At 65.4% G+C, this 16,371-nt stretch carries 19 protein-coding genes; 12 read left to right on the forward strand and 7 right to left on the reverse strand.

What is annotated here, in order from left to right; genetic code table 11:
• Positions 1-4: 4 nt before the first annotated feature.
• Both D0T11_RS05290 and D0T11_RS05295 read left to right on the forward strand, forming a co-directional pair.
• Entirely contained in the window at positions 5-1,069 is a 1,065-nt protein-coding gene (locus D0T11_RS05290; protein WP_119654740.1) for a chemotaxis protein CheB, read from the forward strand.
• Between the two features lie 249 nt (positions 1,070-1,318).
• Positions 1,319-1,534, forward strand: a complete 216-nt coding sequence (locus tag D0T11_RS05295) for a hypothetical protein (RefSeq protein ID WP_119654741.1) — start codon at positions 1,319-1,321, stop codon at positions 1,532-1,534.
• Positions 1,535-1,829: 295 nt separating this feature from the next.
• Here the strand turns inward: D0T11_RS05295 and D0T11_RS05300 are convergent, their stop codons facing one another.
• A complete protein-coding gene (locus D0T11_RS05300; RefSeq protein WP_245990606.1) occupies positions 1,830-2,378 on the reverse strand; it encodes an RNA polymerase sigma factor in 549 nt (182 codons plus the stop codon).
• Between the two features lie 230 nt (positions 2,379-2,608).
• Here D0T11_RS05300 and D0T11_RS05305 point away from each other — a divergent pair, with 230 nt between their 5' ends.
• Together D0T11_RS05305 and D0T11_RS05310 are read left to right on the forward strand one after the other, a co-directional pair.
• Positions 2,609-5,740: a PAS domain-containing protein gene (locus D0T11_RS05305; protein ID WP_147374533.1), complete on the forward strand. Its 3,132-nt coding sequence runs from the start codon at positions 2,609-2,611 to the stop codon at positions 5,738-5,740.
• 186 nt (positions 5,741-5,926) lie between these two features.
• The gene (locus tag D0T11_RS05310) at positions 5,927-6,352 is read left to right on the forward strand and encodes a response regulator (protein ID WP_119654744.1); all 426 of its coding nucleotides are present in this window, start codon (positions 5,927-5,929) and stop codon (positions 6,350-6,352) included.
• Between the two features lie 114 nt (positions 6,353-6,466).
• Here the strand turns inward: D0T11_RS05310 and D0T11_RS05315 are convergent, their stop codons facing one another.
• The 4 genes from D0T11_RS05315 to D0T11_RS05330 all read right to left on the reverse strand — a co-directional run bounded on the left by D0T11_RS05315 (position 6,467) and on the right by D0T11_RS05330 (position 8,049).
• Complete coding sequence (locus D0T11_RS05315) at positions 6,467-6,667, reverse strand: hypothetical protein (protein ID WP_119654745.1); 201 nt, start codon at positions 6,665-6,667, stop codon at positions 6,467-6,469.
• 24 nt (positions 6,668-6,691) lie between these two features.
• Entirely contained in the window at positions 6,692-6,991 is a 300-nt protein-coding gene (locus tag D0T11_RS05320) for a hypothetical protein (protein ID WP_119654746.1), read from the reverse strand.
• Positions 6,992-7,079: 88 nt separating this feature from the next.
• Positions 7,080-7,523, reverse strand: coding sequence for a hypothetical protein (locus D0T11_RS05325; RefSeq protein WP_119654747.1), 444 nt, complete (start codon positions 7,521-7,523; stop codon positions 7,080-7,082).
• Positions 7,510-8,049 (reverse strand): M15 family metallopeptidase, encoded by a 540-nt coding sequence (locus D0T11_RS05330; RefSeq protein WP_245990607.1) that lies wholly within the window; start codon positions 8,047-8,049, stop codon positions 7,510-7,512. Before D0T11_RS05330 ends, D0T11_RS05325 begins: the two co-directional genes overlap by 14 nt.
• Before the next feature lie 1,143 nt (positions 8,050-9,192).
• Here D0T11_RS05330 and D0T11_RS05335 point away from each other — a divergent pair.
• The 6 genes from D0T11_RS05335 (at position 9,193) to D0T11_RS05360 (ending at position 12,026) form a co-directional block, all read left to right on the forward strand.
• The gene (locus tag D0T11_RS05335) at positions 9,193-9,570 is read left to right on the forward strand and encodes a hypothetical protein (protein ID WP_119654749.1); all 378 of its coding nucleotides are present in this window, start codon (positions 9,193-9,195) and stop codon (positions 9,568-9,570) included.
• On the forward strand, positions 9,563-9,889 hold the full coding sequence (locus tag D0T11_RS05340; protein ID WP_119654750.1) for a hypothetical protein: 327 nt from the start codon (positions 9,563-9,565) through the stop codon (positions 9,887-9,889). Before D0T11_RS05335 ends, D0T11_RS05340 begins: the two co-directional genes overlap by 8 nt.
• A gap of 48 nt (positions 9,890-9,937) precedes the next feature.
• Positions 9,938-10,252 carry a DUF3846 domain-containing protein gene (locus tag D0T11_RS05345; RefSeq protein WP_119654751.1) on the forward strand — a complete coding sequence of 105 codons (315 nt, stop codon included), beginning with the start codon at positions 9,938-9,940 and terminating at the stop codon, positions 10,250-10,252.
• A gap of 96 nt (positions 10,253-10,348) precedes the next feature.
• Positions 10,349-11,059, forward strand: a complete 711-nt coding sequence (locus D0T11_RS05350; RefSeq protein ID WP_119654752.1) for a hypothetical protein — start codon at positions 10,349-10,351, stop codon at positions 11,057-11,059.
• 51 nt (positions 11,060-11,110) lie between these two features.
• Positions 11,111-11,371: a hypothetical protein gene (locus D0T11_RS05355; protein ID WP_245990608.1), complete on the forward strand. Its 261-nt coding sequence runs from the start codon at positions 11,111-11,113 to the stop codon at positions 11,369-11,371.
• A 19-nt stretch (positions 11,372-11,390) separates the two neighbouring features.
• Positions 11,391-12,026: a PD-(D/E)XK nuclease-like domain-containing protein gene (locus D0T11_RS05360; RefSeq protein WP_119654753.1), complete on the forward strand. Its 636-nt coding sequence runs from the start codon at positions 11,391-11,393 to the stop codon at positions 12,024-12,026.
• 19 nt (positions 12,027-12,045) lie between these two features.
• Here the strand turns inward: D0T11_RS05360 and D0T11_RS05365 are convergent, their stop codons facing one another.
• The gene (locus D0T11_RS05365) at positions 12,046-13,587 is read right to left on the reverse strand and encodes a DUF3427 domain-containing protein (RefSeq protein WP_182888255.1); all 1,542 of its coding nucleotides are present in this window, start codon (positions 13,585-13,587) and stop codon (positions 12,046-12,048) included.
• 38 nt (positions 13,588-13,625) lie between these two features.
• On the opposite strand from D0T11_RS05365, the gene D0T11_RS05370 reads away from it, so the two are divergent.
• Positions 13,626-13,901, forward strand: a complete 276-nt coding sequence (locus D0T11_RS05370) for a helix-turn-helix domain-containing protein (protein WP_119654755.1) — start codon at positions 13,626-13,628, stop codon at positions 13,899-13,901.
• A complete protein-coding gene (locus D0T11_RS05375; protein ID WP_182888256.1) occupies positions 13,814-14,638 on the forward strand; it encodes an IS630 family transposase in 825 nt (274 codons plus the stop codon). Before D0T11_RS05370 ends, D0T11_RS05375 begins: the two co-directional genes overlap by 88 nt.
• Here the strand turns inward: D0T11_RS05375 and D0T11_RS22910 are convergent.
• On the reverse strand, positions 14,617-16,299 hold the full coding sequence (locus D0T11_RS22910) for a DEAD/DEAH box helicase family protein (protein ID WP_220473699.1): 1,683 nt from the start codon (positions 16,297-16,299) through the stop codon (positions 14,617-14,619). The two genes, D0T11_RS05375 and D0T11_RS22910, sit on opposite strands and share 22 nt — an antisense overlap.
• Positions 16,300-16,371 lie beyond the last annotated feature (72 nt).

The following is a 16,371-nucleotide window of genomic DNA, read 5'->3' on the forward strand; positions in this document are numbered from 1 at the left end:
GCCTATGGCCGCGAAAACCAACGGAACAACCAAGCGTCAACGCCGGGATATTGTCGTCATCGGGGCCTCGGCCGGGGGCGTCACGGCGCTGCTGGCGCTGGTCAAAACCCTGCCCGCCGATTTTCCGGCCCCCATTTTCGTGGTGCAGCACGTCGGGGCCGATTCGCAGAGCATCCTGCCCGAGCTGCTCAGCCACGTCTCGGCCCTGCCGGCGAAGCACCCGCAGGATGGGGAAACCATCCGGCCCGGCGTGATTTATGTCGCCAAGCCCGACCACCATCTGCTGGTGGAGGACGATACGGTGCTCGTCACCCGCGGCCCCAAGGAAAACCGGTTCCGGCCCAGCATTGACGCGCTGTTTCGTTCGGCGGCCTACACCTTCGGCCCCCGCGTGATTGGCGTGGTGCTCACCGGCTACCTCGACGACGGCACGTCCGGCCTCTGGAGCGTGCAGCGCATGGGCGGGCTGGCCGTGGTGCAGGACCCCCACGATGCCCAGCAGCCCGCCATGCCCGAAAATGCCCTGCAATTCGTCGCGGCCGATTATGTGGTGCCCCTGGCCGAGCTCGGCTCCCTGCTGGTGCGCCTCACCCTGGAGCCGGCCCCCGCGAAAACCCGCCTGCCCGCCGCGGAACGGGAGCTGCTCCAAATGGAACTGACCATTGCCAAGCAGGGCGGGGCCTTCGAGCTGGGCATCATCGACCAGGGCAAGCTCACGCCCTTCACCTGCCCCGACTGCCACGGTGCCCTCACCCAGCTCATCGAGGGCAAGCTCATTCGCTACCGCTGCCACACCGGCCACGCCTACACCGTCAGCGCGCTGCTGGGCGAAGTCACGGCCTCGGTCGAAAGTATGCTCTACCAGTCTATGCGTGGGCTCGAAGAAACCAAGATGCTGCTGCAGAACATGGCCGAGTATTTTGCCAAAGACCAGCAGGCCGAGGTGGCCGCGCTGTTTTTCCGGAAAGCCGAGCACGCTGGCCAGCAGGCCCGCGTGGTCCACGAATCCATCCTGCAGCAGGAAGCCCTCAGCGGCGATTTGCAATTCCAGCAAAAAGAGCTGCGCTAACCCGCCCGCCTCTCCCGCCTCTCCCGCCCACTCCGCCCACTCCGCCCGCCGGAGCAACCGGCTTGTTTGGCGCTTGTCTCGGGCTGCGCCGCCGCTTGCTGGCCGGTGGTCAGCAGGTAGCGGCATCGGCTCCCGGCCCGCTTCGGCGGCGGAATCCAGCCCTGCGGTTGGCCCCCCCCCCCAGGTTTATTCGGCAGAAATGCCGCTTGTTCAGCTTGTGGTTGCCGCCCGCCGTGCTGAATTTTAGGGATGTTTAGCTTCCTCGCCCACTGGCTCGGCCAGCAGTCCTCCCTGCCGGCTACCGAAGCCGGCCGCCGCCGGCTGGTCAACGGTGCCCTGCACCAGACCCGCCACACCCCGCGGGCCCCGCGGCCCTACGAGCGCATGCTGCTCGACCAGTTCGTGCGCGGCAACCTCACAATTGCTCAGGTACTGGCCCACCTGGCGGCTCAAGAGTACGAGTAAGCGCTTGGGCCGCGTGGTGCACCGCACAAAAGGAGCACTCCGCCCGCCCCGCCGGAATGACCAGCATGCGGAAGCAGGGCGCAATACTGCGCGCCACCGGGCACTCGGGGTGCGAGTGGTATACGTCTGCCCGGCCAATGCCCCGGACAATAGCATAAAATGGATAGCCAACCTCCATCGATAGCTCAACGGTAGCGCAGCCATAAGGTTGAAAATGGGAGGCCTGAGACGGCCCTGGCCGCGCCCGGCATGCGCTTTCGCAAATGGCCTTTACCTCCTTGGGCAGCCCGGGTGGTTAGCGCGCAAAATAGGCCAGCGCGAGCCGCGCGGCCCGGACCCGCGTTTTGACCGTGGCCAGCGGAATGTCCAGCACTTCGGCGACTTCTACCTGAGTGTAGCCCCCGAAATACAGCAGGTTCATCACTTCCCGCTGCCGGTGCTGGAGGTGCCTGGTCAGTTCGCGCACGCCAATGTGTTCGGGCTGGAAGGTGGGCGCGGCCGGGGCCAGCCGCACTTCGGCCACGTCCAGCGACTGCGTACCGCGGTGAAAGCGGTTACGGGGGCTGCGCAGCGAGTCGATGGCCTGGTTGCAGCATATGCGCACCATCCAGGTAAACAGCCGGCCGCGGCCGGCATCGTAGCTGGCTATGCTGAGCCAGATTTTCAGCAGGCCCTCCTGCAGAATGTCCTGGGCCTGGGTTTCTTCGCCCACCACCCGCCGAATCACGGCCAGCAGGTTTGGGCCATACCGCTCGTCCACCTGCCGCATGGCCCGCTCGTCGCGGGCCAGTAGCCGCTGCACCAACCCGTCTTCGTCGGTGGGGCCAGATATGGTCGGCAGCATGGGCATGGGATGGTAGGAGAATACTCGCAGCACGGTCCGCCCGCCGGGGGTTCCGAACCGAGTCGGAACCCCCGGCGGCGCGCCGGGCAACTGAGTTGAATCTCCCCATACGTAAGCTAAGTCGAAATTGAACGGGCCGCTGCCCGGATATAGGGCTGCTGGTCGGCCTGCGGTAACTGCTCCCCATTCCCGCTGCCTATGAATCACGAATGGATGCGTACCTTTCCCATATGCCCAACGCTGTCCCGTCTGCCCACCTGCCCGGTGCGCCTGCCTCGCCCTCGGTAGGGGCGGCGACAGGTGCTGACCTCGTCAACCTGTCGGCCGAGCCCAAAGCCCATGCCGTAATCGAGCAGCAACAGCAGCTGCGGGCCCGGCTGCGCGACGCCCCGGCCGCCATGGCCAGCCTGGTCGGGCCCGACCACCTGGTTGGCGTGGCCAACGACTTGTTTCGGCAGCTCTTCGGCGGGCGGCCCCTGGCAGGGCTGGCCTTACGCACGGCGCTGCCGGAGTTGGCCGACCAGCCGTTTTTTGCGCTGCTCGACGAGGCTTACCGCACCGGCGTCACCTGCTACGGCCATGAGGCAGTAGCTTACGCCGAGCCCGCCGGCCACCATGGGCCGCTCTATTTCACCTTCATGGCCCAGGCCACCCGCGATGCGGCGGGGACGGTCGAGGGCCTGCTGCTCTTCGCCTATAATGTGAGTGCCCACGTGCTGGCCCGGTACCCGGAAGCCGCCGGCACCCCGCCGCCCACCGCCGCTGACCACGAGCTGGCCCTCGTCAACGAGGAACTGGCCACCACCAACGAGGAGCTGCTGGTCAGCAACGAGGAGCTGGTAACCACGGTGGCCCAGCTCTCCACCGCCAACGCGCAGCTCCAAGACTCCAACGCCGAGATGCAGGCCCAGGCCCAGGAGCTGCGCCGCGCCCACAAGGCCCTGCGCCACCTCAACCAGGAGCTGGAAGCCCGCGTGTTCGAGCGCACCCAGGCCCTGCGCCACGCCCGCGCCGAATCCGAAGCTACCGCCCAGAAGCTGCTGCGCGTGACGGAAAGCCTGCCCAGTACCAGCTTCACTATTGACCAAAGCGGGCAGCTGCTCTACATGAGCCCCCAGTGGTACGCCTACACCGGCCTGGAGCCCGGCGCGGATGTCACCGCGGCCTGGCCCCAGCTCATGCACCCCGCCGACCTGCCGGCCATTGCCCGGGAATTGGGCACCGCCCTGGCCGGCGGCGGCCCCTGGCGCTACGAGTTTCGCCTGCGCGGGGCCGACGGGCAGTACCGCTGGTTTGCCAGCCAGGGCTTGCCCGAGCCCCTGGCCCACGCCGAAGCCGCCGACCGGCCCCGCCAGTGGTTTGGCTCCAACCTCGACATCGACGACTTAAAGCAGGCCCAGCAGCAGCTCGAAGAAAAGGATGAGCTGCTAACCAGCATCCTCTCGTCGCTACCCGCCAGCGTGGTCACTTTCGAGGGCGAAGACCTGCGCTTCGGATTTTTCAACGACGCCTTTCAGCGCCAGGCGCAGGGCCGGGCCGTGCCGGGCCGCCCGGCGGAGGAGGCATTCCCCGAAGCCGAAGCGCAGGGCTTTCTGACCTTGCTGCGCCAGGTGTTGCGCACCGGCGAGCCTTACCGGGCCCAGGAGGTGCCCGCCCAGACTCGTGACCCGCGCACGGGGCAGCAGCAGGAAATGTACCTGGACCTGACTTACCTGCCGCTGCGCCACGGCCAGCAGCCGCCCCACGCCGTGCTCGGCTTCACGCTCGACGTGACGGACCGCGTGCGGGCCCGCCAACAGGCCGAAGCGGCCCAGGGCCAGGCGTTGGCCGCCGCCGAGCAGGTCGCGGCCCAGCGCGAGGAGTTTTACCAGGTGTTCGAGCAAACCCCCGCCTGCATTGCCCTGCTGCGCGAGCCCGGCCACCGCTTCGAATATGTCAACCCCGCTTACCAGCAGCTCTTTCCCGGCCGCCAGCTGGTGGGCCGCACCGTGGCCGAGGCCCTGCCCGAAGCCGTGGAGCACGGCTTTCTGGACCTGCTCGATGGGGTATTTCAGACCGGCGAAACGTATTTCGGGCAGCAGATGCTCCTGCCCGTGACCCGGGCCGACGGCCAGCCGCCCCAGGATGTCTACTTCGATTTCACCTACCAGGCCCTGCGCGAAGCCGGGCACATCGTGGGCATCTCCATCTTTGCTACCGACGTCACCGAGCGGGTGCTGGCCCGCCGACAGCGCGAGGCCCAGCAGCAGCAGCTGGCCGAGCTGTTTGAGCAGGCCCCGGTGGCCATCACCGTGCTGCGCGGGCCGCAGTACGTCATCGAGGTAGCCAACCCGCTCGTGGCCCAGCTCTGGGGCCGCACTCCCGAGCAGGTGCGGGGTAAGCCCCTCTACGAGGCCCTGCCCGAAGTGCGCGACCAGGGCTTTAAGGAGCTGCTCGACCAGGTCGTGGCGAGCGGCGAGGCCTTCACGGCCCAGGAGGTACCGGCCCAGCTGCCCCGCGCCGGGCAGTTGGCCACGGTCTACCTCAACTTCGTTTACCAGCCCCTGCGCGACGTCCAGGGCCGCATCGACAGCGTGGCCGCCGTGGCCACCGACGTGACTGCCCAGGTGCTGGCCCGCCAGCAGCTCGCCCAGGCCAACACCGAGCTGACCGCCACCAACGAGCAGCTCAATCGTACCAACACCGACCTCGACAACTTCGTCTACACCGCCTCCCACGACCTCAAGCAGCCCATCACCAACCTCGAGGGCCTGCTCACCGCCCTGCGCGAAGAGTTGGACCTGCCTTCCGCGCAGGCCGACATAGACCCGCTGCTCGACTTGATGCAGGGTGCGGTGGAGCGCTTCCAGCGCACCATTGCCCAGCTCACTGACATTGCCAAGCTGCAGGCCGCCCACGATGACCAGCCTCCCACCGAGGTCGACCTGGCCGCCCTGGTGGCCGACGTCTGCCTGGACCTGCGCCCCCAGTTCCGGGCCACTGGGGCCGGCCTCACTGTGGAGGTAACCGAGTGCCCCACCCTGGCCTTCGCCGAAAAAAACCTGCGTAGTATCGTCTTCAACCTGCTCAGCAACGCCCTCAAGTACCAGCACCCCGACCGGGTGCCGCGGCTCGGGCTACGCTGCTACCTGGGCGAAGCCTTCGCCGTGCTCGAAGTGCAGGACAACGGCCTCGGCCTCGACCCTGACCAGCAGAAAAAGCTCTTCGGCCTGTTCCGGCGCCTGCACGTGCACGTCGAGGGCTCCGGTATCGGCCTGTACATGGTCAAAAAGATTATCGAGAATGCCGGCGGCCGCATCGAAGTAGACAGCCAACCAGAAATTGGCTCCACGTTCCGGCTGTATTTCCCCCGTTCCCGTTAAGCCTCCCAGCCAGCGCAGGTACCACAAGAACATCCTGCTTCAGCTGGCGTCTCCCGCCCAAAGCATCACTATTCTTGTTACGGATTCGAACATCGCAATTCGTAACAAATTGAAACGAATGCAGTTGGCATCAAACGAACCCAGGGCCGGGCTATTTTCCGGCTAGGTGTTCCTATTAGCCCCAAAATGCTGCCTGCCATTCTGCTCGTCGACGACGATGCCACCACCAACTTCCTCAACCAGCGCCTGCTCAGCCGCCTCAGCGTGAGCCCGCAGGTGCACGTCGCCCTCAACGGGGCCGAAGCCCTCAGCTGGCTGCAGGCCTGCTGCCAGCAGGCCCCGGAAACCTTCCCGGTCCTCATTCTGCTCGACCTGAACATGCCCGTAATGAACGGCTTCGAATTCCTCGAAGCCTACCAGCAGCTGCCCGCCGCCCCGCGCCAGCACACGGTCATCGTCATGCTCACCACCTCCACCCTCGACGCCGACCAGCTCCGCGCCCGGCAGCTGCCCATCGCCGGTTACCTCACCAAGCCGCTCACCCGCGAAAACATCGCCACCGTGCTGCGCGACCATTTCAACCTGCCACCGCACCCTGAATTCGCTGATTGAGGAATGAATAATACGCGGTTTGGGGGTAACATCAGGTAATTATTCCTCCAATAATGGCTTCCAACCACCACGGCCACCCAATTGGGTGGCCGTTGCCATTTCGCATCGCCGGGTTCACGCGCCTGGCTCCGGCGGCTTGCGCTTTCTCTCGCGCCGCACGCCTTTGAAGGGCTTACCGTCTTCCTTCACATCCATAAAGCGCCCCGTTTCGGCATCACGCTTCACGAACTGCTTCGTAACCGGGTTGAACGTCTGTGACCGTTCGCGCACGGCCCCTTTGCGGGCATTGTCGCCGGTAGGAGGGTTGGTTGCCATCTGAGTAGAAGTGTAAGTGAAACATCAAAGTGAAGCCGCGTCCCCGCGCTCCACCACCCGCTGCCGGTCAGCCAGCCCCGGCTCATCTGCCCCGCGCCCCAGGTCCCCATTAGGGGCAACCGCCGCCGACGACACCGCCGCGGCCACGCTCCCGGCCAGCAGCAGGTAGCCGCCCAGCGTCACCAGCGCCGCCGGCAACACCACCGGGGCTGTGGCAATAATGCCGCCCACGGCCGCCAGCGCGGCGCCAATCGTGCGCACCTTCCGAAAGAACCGGGGCGTCGGCAACGTCACCCGGTCAAGCACTGTCAGTTTCTGGTTCATCGTAGTTGGGTTTTAGTAATTGGTTATTCCTCCAATCGTTGCTTGCTATCAGCTAAAAGCTGTCAGCTAAAAGCTGTCAGCTAACAGCTCACTTCTCGTCCAGCCGGGCCAGAATCCGGTCGGCCCACTGGTTGCGCGAATCCTGCTCCTTGCTGGCCTCGGTCAGCACCTTAGTGCGCTCCTCCACCAAAGCCATGGTCTTGTCGATATGGGCCAGCCGCTCTGTCAGCTTGAGCACCAGGTCGGTCATTTCCCGCCGCAGCTCGGCCCGCTGCTGCAGGCCCTCGTTGCGCACCTGCTCGGCCTGCAGCTTCATTTCCTCCCGCAGCTTGCCTTCCCGCGCCACCGCCGATATGTGGTAGTCGTCCACCTTCACCGCCAGCGCCGCCGCCTGCTGCTCCTGCTTCTGATAAGCCACCTTCAGCTCCTCCACCGCCCGCCAGTTCTTCACGAAGTACAGCAGCACCGCCMCCGCCCCACCCACCACCGACGTCACCACGCCCCAGTTGTCGAGTAGATTACCCACGTCCATCACCTCCTTTCCAACTCGTCAGCACCTCGAAATGCGGCCGGTCCTTAAACGAGGGCCAGTCGCCGCCCCACACCACCCGGGCATCAGCGTACTTCATCAACCGGGCAAACTTGCTCAGCAGCAGCCCCGACCACGACACCGACCCATCCGCCAGCTGAAACGCCACGTCCAGCGCCGGGGTAGGGGAGTAGTTGTGCTTCGACTCCCCGCCCCGCTTGTAGGTCACCACCGGCCCCGGCTTGCCGCGCCCCTGCCGGTACAGCTCCTCCTGCCGCTCCGCACTCCGGTAGCACTCCGTAATGATGGGCCGCCCCGCCAGCCGCAGCACCGGGTCACCCAGCCACCGGGCCAGCGCCTGCGAATACGCCGCGGCCAGGCTCGGCACCGCCTGCCCCAGCCGGACCGCCTGCCGCTGCTCCTGCACCGCACTCAGCACCGGTACCATCCGCTGCCGCCCGACTACTACACCCGGTGCCGCCGGGGCTAAAAGGTGGTCGGGTGTTCCGATGTGGCTGATGCTGGTCATGGCAGTAGTGCTTTGTTACAACGGTTAGCTTCGACGCTAATTTACGTTACAATTTGCAACATATTCCAATTGCTCAATAGTGCAGACTGATTGAATTATTTTGGGCAACCCCTTCGGGCCGGGCTATCCGCCACTCCGCTCCGCTCCGGCCCTGCGGGCAGCCTCCCGTTGGTCGGCTTGGCTACTATCCCTGTTGCGGCCCCCGCCACCCGGATTCGGCTTCAACTGAGTGAAGCTCCCCATTCAGCCCTGACGCCAGCCCACCGCACCGCCGGCGCGCAGCCCGGCCAATTCCCCGCAAACCCCACCCGCGCCAGGCAGCGCGCCGGCCCCACCTCAGCCAGCCGCCCCGGGCCCGGCCGCCACGTCCATTCCCTGCTCTCCCGCCGCAACGCTGCGCTACGGCCATTCGTCGCTCCGTTCCTCCGCTCCTCATGCCCTCCGCTTGCTCTGCTCTGGTCATTCCGGTCATTACCGCGCCGTCCCGCCCCTCTCCCCACCGCACCGATTCCCCAGCTCCTCCAGCTCCTCCAGCACCCCCGGAAACACCCCAGCGCCAGCCCACCGCACCGCTGCCGGGCCGCCCGGGCCCCCAAAAAGGCCCCGCGCCACCCGTCCGCACCCCCTGATTCGGCGGCAGGCCACAGGCCGAAAAAGCCTGCCCCCTGCGAATAAAGTCTGCGTTCAGGCCACGCAGGCCATAAGCAAGGCCCGCTTCGCGGATAGTCTCATTGGGGGGTACCCCAACCGAAGGTCAGCGAAGCTAAACCCCCGCCATCATGCCCCGGCTGACGCCCGGTCATCAACCTCGGGCTCCGCCACCTCCCGCTGGTCGGCCGCTACCCCCTCATAAGGCCGGCTCCGCCGAGTGTCCATTGGTGGCTGGCCGCCCCCAAACCCCGGCTGAAAAGGCATCAAGGTCTTGTTCAGTCGGCCGCCCCCGGTCGTGTCCGCATATAAATTGCACTTTAAGCGGTTGCCCCGACCCTTTATATACCCGCATTTTGCACAATCATATGTTACACTTTGTTAGATTTATAATCATTTAGTTGGTATATTAGGGTAGTAAGTCGGGAAAGGCCCGGCTGCCCGCCCTATCCGGAGGCCTACGGCGCGGGGCACCCACGGCTAACACCTACAGCCATGTTCACTGCTTTGCAACTCTCGCAGCTTGCCGCTGCCGCCTGGTCCGGTCCCGCCGCCTCGCACTTCGCCACCATCAGCCACTACCACGCTCCGGATGGCTTCGCCCGCACCCAGTATTCCGTTTCCTACCACGTAGCCGGGCTTTGCCATCTGGGGCAGGCGCTGTGCCCCTTCGAGGCCGTGGCCGCCGCCGTGCGCACCTTCGCCGCAGTCCAGCCCCACCCCAGTCTCACGGCCGCGCTGGTGGTCGTTCACGCCGCCCGGGCCCTTCGCAAGGCGGCCGCCGCCTTTTCCGGGGCCCCGCTGCCCCGCCCCGGTTTTGCCGCCCGCGCCCGCCGCCGCCGGCCCGTCGTTTCCGGTTTGCGCCGTGCGTAGCCTGCCCACTTCCGTAGCGCCTGCCCCGGTCGGGGCGGACTGCTACTACCGGGCCGTCGCCCTGTATGCCGTGGCCCCCGGCTGGGCCGTGGTGCGCGAGCAGCGCGAGCCGGGCAGCACCTGCTACCAGCAAACCGCCGTGGCCCGGCACCACACCGGCGAGGCCGCCCACCAAGAGGCCACCAGGCTCAATCGCTGGGCCGAATTGCAGGCCCGGGCCGAGGCGCTGTATGCTCGGCCGCTATTTGCCGAGCCCTTTATGCAGCCGCTGTTCGCCGCCTGTGCCGCGCTGGCCGCCGCCTCAACTTCCAATCAGTAGCCACCGGCCCGCGCCCCCTCGGCGGCGCGGGCCCTAACTCCCCGCCTCATGCCTGCCACCGCTACCACTTACCAGCCCCAGCTGCTCGACCCGCACAGCGCCGCGCCCGAGCCTACCAGCCCCGCCAACGGCCGCAGCTTCCGGCTGGCCGAGCTATACCAATTGCTCGACTGCCGGACCGTCGAAGTCGTGCGCCTCTCCGACGAGCTCATCCTTATCATCGATGAAGAAGGCAAGTTCCGCAACCCGGCCTACCTCAACCTGCTGGCTACCTACCTCTGGTACAAGTACCAGCCCGCCGCCCGCGGCCAGGATTCCATTGTTGGCCGCGCCCTGCTCTGCCACGACAAGCAATTCAAATAAGGCCCACCCGGCGACGGGGCCGGCCGCCAACCGAAGGTCAACGGAGTTAACGGGCCCCACTTTTTCTCACCCTCTCACCCTCTTACCCTTTGCATTATGGCAACTGCCACTAAAACCCCCAAAGCCCCCGCCGTTACGTCCACCGCTGTAGCCGCCCTTACCACCACGCCGGCCCCGAGCCGCGCCTACCTGACGGCCACGCTCGACGAGGCCACCGGCGAGCTGACCGAAACCAGCCGCTTCCGGTACCTGCCCGGCCATCCGCGCCAGATTCGGTTCGATGCCAAGGCCGGCCAGTTCAATATCAACGGCCTGACCCAGCTGGGCCCCACGCTTAGCTTCATTCCGCTGGCCTGGCGCATCTTCTCCGACGACATTCTCAACATGGGCCGCAAGCTGTGGGCCGAGCTGTTCTACGCCGATGATAAGGGTGCTGTGTGCGCCGTGCTGTTCCATGGCTACAGCGTCGAGAACCTGTACCGCCTCATTGAGCCGCTATTCTACGACGAGCTCACGCTGGCCGATGTAATTGTCCACGTGCGGGCTGTGAAGAAGGAAACGACCAAGGAGGGCAAGAAGGCCACCTACTACCTGGCCGAGTTCAGCTACGAGCCCGCTGGCCTGGCCGAAATAACCGCCCGCCGCGACTTCGCCCAGGACTTTCCCATCTGGCGGGCTGAAACCTATACCGGCGCCGCTGATATGCGCATCCAGCACGGCTACACCGTGCCCGGTGGGGATACACCGACGGCAGACGAAAGTACCCCCGGCAGCCCGGAGCCCGCGGCCCTGCCCCAGGCCGCCTAGCGCCCGGCCCCCGCGGTACCTGCCGTGGGGGCCATCCGGCTACCCGTCCACTTGCTCACTTCCATCATGGATACCACCACCGACCCGCCCCGACTGCTCATCGAGCAGCCACCCCACGACGAGGCCGAGGCTGCCTTACTGGCTAAGCTCACCGAAACGCTAACCATCACCGGGCCGCTGAGTGACCTGCGCGACCTAGCCCCCGATGTACGCCGCCTTTTTCCCGGTCCCGACTACTTGGTCGGCTGCGGCGGCGCCCACGTCTGGCTGCACCGTGTCGCCGATTCCCAGCGTCTGGCCATTATCCGCTAACCCAAATTCACCTACCGCCATGTTCCACCATCTGCAAACCAACCCCGGCCTCACCCAGGAGCAGCACCGCGCCCTGCCGGCCATCAGCAATACCGACCTCTCAAATCTGAAAGCGCAGGTGCTGGGCCAGCTACGCAGGCCCAACCCGCAGGCCCTGGCCTACGGCACTGCCTTCCACACCGCCACCCTGGAGCCGGCCACTTATGCCCGCACCGCCGACCGTTGTCCATGGGACCAGCTCGAAGCGCTGGCCCGCCAAGTACGCCGTCAGCGCTACTGCCGCGACCTGCTCTACCGTGGCACCCCCGAGTTGACGCATACGGCCACCCACACCGCCACCGGTGTAGAGGTTAAAATCCGTCCCGACCTGCTGGTGATAAGCCCCGCCGGCCGCCGCACCACGCTGATAGACTTTAAGACTACCAGCTGCCAGGACCTCCCGCAGTTCCTGGCCTGCGCCGGGCAGTACGACTACGACCGCCAGGCCGCCCTGTACCTAGACGCGCTGCAGGCCGACCGCTTCCTGATTATCGGCGTGCAGAAGAAAGCCCCGCACGCTGTCTGGGTATTCGACGCCACTGCCTCGCCCGGCTTCATCGAGCAGGGCCGCAAGAAGTACGCGGCGCTGCTGCGCCGCCACTCCATCAGCAGGTAATCGACAAAACCAACCCCTTTTACCCCACGGCCATCTTACCCGCCTCGTGCCACAGAAAACTCGGCAGCGGCGTCTCCAACTCCCAGGTAATCGCCATCGGCCGGTTGCCCTTGTGGCTCATGTATCGCACGGGACCCAGGAACACGTAGGGCATGGTTAGCCCCGCCGCATCCTGATTCCGCTCGCGCACAAACAGCAAAATGGTTTTGCCTTGCGCCTGGTGCTGAATGTAGCTCAGGCCCTTGGGTGTGTCTTCCGCCGTGCTGTTCTGCGACTCCCAATGAAATAGCGTGTCGCTGATGGCATAGTCGTGGTAGAGCGTAGTAGGCGAGTAGTTGCGGCTGGACTTTTCGAGCGTGACAAACAGCAGCTCCGTGTTCAGGGGCGCGATGTAGCTGACGCCTTCGCGCACGGATGGATTCCGCTCAAACGTCCAGACGCCAAACGCGCACAGGATTTCGTCGCGGCTGTAGCGGCTATGCAACTGCAACGCGCAGGAGTAGGGTAGGACCAGCGCCACGGGCGGAATGCTGATTTGCGCTTCGCAAACGGCCACTACCTCCAGCACTTCCGCCGTGAGGGTCGGCATGGCCCGTAGCGTGGCCAGGCTGTCCTGCAACGAATCCAGCCCCAGCTTGGGCCCCGGCTTCTGGTAGAGCAAGTAATGCAGCATGAGCCCCATTTCCGGGCCCAGCGGGAGTTTCAACAGTTGCGGCAGTTCTTCCACTGCCTCAAACACCCGCCGCACAAACGCCAGAAAAGCCGGCCCGTTGGCCTGCGCCAACCGCCAGACACTGCTCACCAGCTGCTTTTCGGTGGCCGCCAGCTCCGGCGGGGCCAGCACCCCCGCCCGGACTTTGAGCGCCGTCCAGCCCCGGTCACCGCGTGAACGGTAAATATCCACCAGCGCAAAATGCGTGTGCGCTAAAAAGGTGGCCAGCGTGAGCGGCAGCGCGCTTTCCAGGGCAAAGCCGCGTATCCGCCGCTCCAGCACCCGCACATTCTCGCCGGTGGCCGCCCGGATGTTGTCGAGGATGAACCGCATGGCTTCGCGCTCCATCTGGATGCTGCACCCCACGGGCAGCCGCGGGAAGCCCGCCTCCGCTTCGCTCAGCACCGAGCCGCCGGTGCGGCCCAGCAGCGCCCGGAACTTCTGCTCATAGCTGTATTCCTGCCGGGCCTGCCCCACGAAGTCCAGCACCGTCAGGCACTCCTTGCTTTCGTGCAGGCGCAGCCCCCGGCCCAACTGCTGTAAAAACACCGTCAGGCTTTCCGTGGGCCGCAGAAACAGCAACGTATCCACCTCCGGAATATCAACGCCCTCATTGAAAATATCCACCACGAACAGGTAGTTGAGCTCCCCGCGCCGTAGCTGCGCCACCGCCGCCCGCCGCTGCTCGGCCGTAGTGTCGCCGCTGGCCAGGTAGCTGGCATTCAGGCCCGCTGCCTGAAACTTGGCCGCCATCAACCGCGCATGCTCCCGCGTGGCGCAGAAACCCAGCGCCCGCGCCTGGTGGGGCGCCAGCAAATAGCGCTGCAGTGCCTCTAAGTAGTCACGCAAAAGTAATCGCATAAAAACGTGAGCGTTACTTTTGGTGCATGCGTGCCCCCCTTGCCCTTACTCCCGACGAAGTCACCACTCTCGACGCGTGCAGCCACCACGCCCGCCATCCCCGCCAGCGCCGCCGCGCCCAAGCCGTGCTGGGCCACCACCGGGGCCAAAGCCTGAACCAATTGGCGGCCTTCTTCGCCGTCCGCTACGCCACCGTTCACGGGTGGCTCAGCGCGTGGCGCGACCAGGGATTGGCGGGCTTGCTGGAAGGACAACGGGCCGGCCGCCCACCCAAACTGCCCCCGGCGGCCCAAAAAAAGTAAGCGCTTGGCTTGGCCCCGCCACCCAGCAGTTGCGGCGCTGGATTCCGCGCCTGCGCCGGGCCTTCGGCGTCAAGCTGCACATCAGCACGTTGCGCCGGCTGGCCCGGCGTGCCGGCTACGCCTGGAAGCGGTGCCGCCGCTCCTTGCGGGCCCAGCGCGACCCGGCCGCGTTTGCCGCCTGCCAGGCCCGGTTGCGGGAGTTGCACCGGGCCGAGGCCCGTGGCGAATTGGCTGTCGTTTACGTGGACGAGTGCCGTTTCTCGCGCCAGGCCCCCGTGCCCTATGCCTGGCAGCGCCGCGGGCAGCCTCCGGTGGCGCTGCCCGCCGTGCGCGGTAGCGGCGGGCACTCCGTGCTGGGCTTTTGGCAGGCCCACGCCCCGGGACAGCCCCTGCAGGCTTACGTGCGGGCGGGCAGTCTAACGGCCGACCTGTTTGTGCTGGCCGTCCACGACTTCGCCCAGACCCTGAACTGCCCCACCGTGCTGGTGCTCGACAATGCCTCTATCCATCGCGCGCTGGTCGTGCGGGCCTGCTTGGCCGAGTGGGCGGACAGGGGCCTGACGCTCTTATTCTTGCCGCCCTATAGCCCTGAACTCAATCACATCGAATTGCTCTGGCATCGCTGCAAGCACTACTGGGTACGACCCGAAGACTACCAATCCGACCACACCTTGCTCCAGCGCGTTGAATACGTCCTGAACCGCGTTGGCAGAAACTATACGGTTAGTTTTGCGTGACTGCTTAAAATGGCACTCACCCGCACATCATTGCCGGTGTACACGTTGGTCAGGTCCTCGGCGGCGTAGCGCCCATTGGTCCACCGCACGTTGCGGTAGTCCACCGGGTCGGTGATGCAGAAATACTGAAACGGCACCAGCAACCCGCGCGCAATGGCTTCCGGCAGCCGGATTTCCGCCGCAATGGTGTTATCAAAATCCGGCAGGATGCTCTCCCCGTCGGCCCGCTCCGGCGTAGCCGTCAGCCCCAGCAGAATAGTGGGCTCAAACCACGCCAAAATGGGCCGGTAAGAAGCCGCCGCCAAGTGATGCACCTCGTCAATCACCAGGTATTGGTAATAGTCCCGTGGGATGGTTTGCTGAAAGAAATCCAGCCGCGACGCGAAGGTTTGCACCGACACAAACAGGTGCTCAAACTGAACAGGTTGCTCGGCACCCACCCACAATTCCCCAAAGTTGGCCTCCCCCAGAATGTGTCGAAACGTGGCGCGGGCCTGCCGCAGAATCTCCTCCCGGTGCGCCACAAACAACAGCCGCGGCAGCGTGGTAAACTGCTTGGCAAAGCGGGCGTAGTCAAACGCCGACACCACCGTTTTGCCCGTGCCCGTGGCCGCCACCACCAGGTTGCGAAAGTGCCCCCGCAAGCTGCGCTCCACCGCCAGCCGGTCCAGGATTTCCTGCTGGTACGGAAACGGCCGAATGCGAAAGTTGGGCAGTGAATCGGGCTCCGCCGCTCCGCTATTTTCCTGGCGCAGGGCCCGGGCCAGCTTCAGGCGTTGCTCGGGCAAGCTGCTGTACTCTTCAAATTCCGGCGAGTTCCAGTAGGTTTCAAACGTGCCCCGGAACTTGTTCAAAATGGCCGCATTGTCCTGGGCCGTCACTTTCACGTTCCACTCCAGCCCGCTGGTCAGCGCCGAGCGGCTCATGTTGCTCGACCCAATGTAGGCCGTATCAAAGCCCGAATTGCGGCTGAACAGGTAGGCCTTGGCGTGCAGCCGTTCGTGCGCCGTGTTGTAGCTGATGCGCAGCTCGGCCCCCGGCAAGGCGGCCAGCGCATCCACCGCCTTCTGGTCGGTGGCGCCCATGTAGGTAGTCGTGAGCAGCCGCAGCGGCTTGCCCTGCTCGGCAAACGCCTGGAGCGAGGGCAGCAACAGCCGCAGCCCGCTCCACTTCACAAAACTCACGATGAAGTCGATGCGGTCGGCCGTCGCAATTTCCTTTTTCAACTCGGCTTCCAACGACAGCTCCGAATTGCCTCCGCTGAACAGGTCGCTCTGCGAAAACCGTAGCGCCGGCTCTACGCCGTCGAGGTGCTTGCCCAAATCGTGCTGCGCCGCCAGCGGCAATTGCAGCCGCGGCAGCACCGCTCGCAGCAACTGCCCTTCCGGCGCCAGGTGGCTGCCCGCCGCCAATACATCCGACTTTTCCTGCAGGTAGGCAATAATCCCGTTAGCCAGCGCCAGCTGCTCGCCTACCTCCTCGTTCTTCGCCAGCTGCCCCAGCACGCTGCCCAGCAGCTGCGTCAGGTGCCGCGTGATAAACACGGCGGCATCGTCCGCCCCTATTTTTTTCTCCGCAATGGCATAAACCGCCGTTTCTAAAGTAGCAAGCTGGCCCTGCAGTTGTTGCGTGACCAGGGTTTCGTAATGGCCGGTTTTCAATACAGTATGGATAGAGTAGCTAAGCGCGAATTCGCGCACTCAGCGCAATATGAATCGATTTTTAACAAGCCC

Source organism: Hymenobacter rubripertinctus (assembly GCF_003583925.1).
In the GTDB taxonomy this organism is placed as follows: domain Bacteria; phylum Bacteroidota; class Bacteroidia; order Cytophagales; family Hymenobacteraceae; genus Hymenobacter; species Hymenobacter rubripertinctus.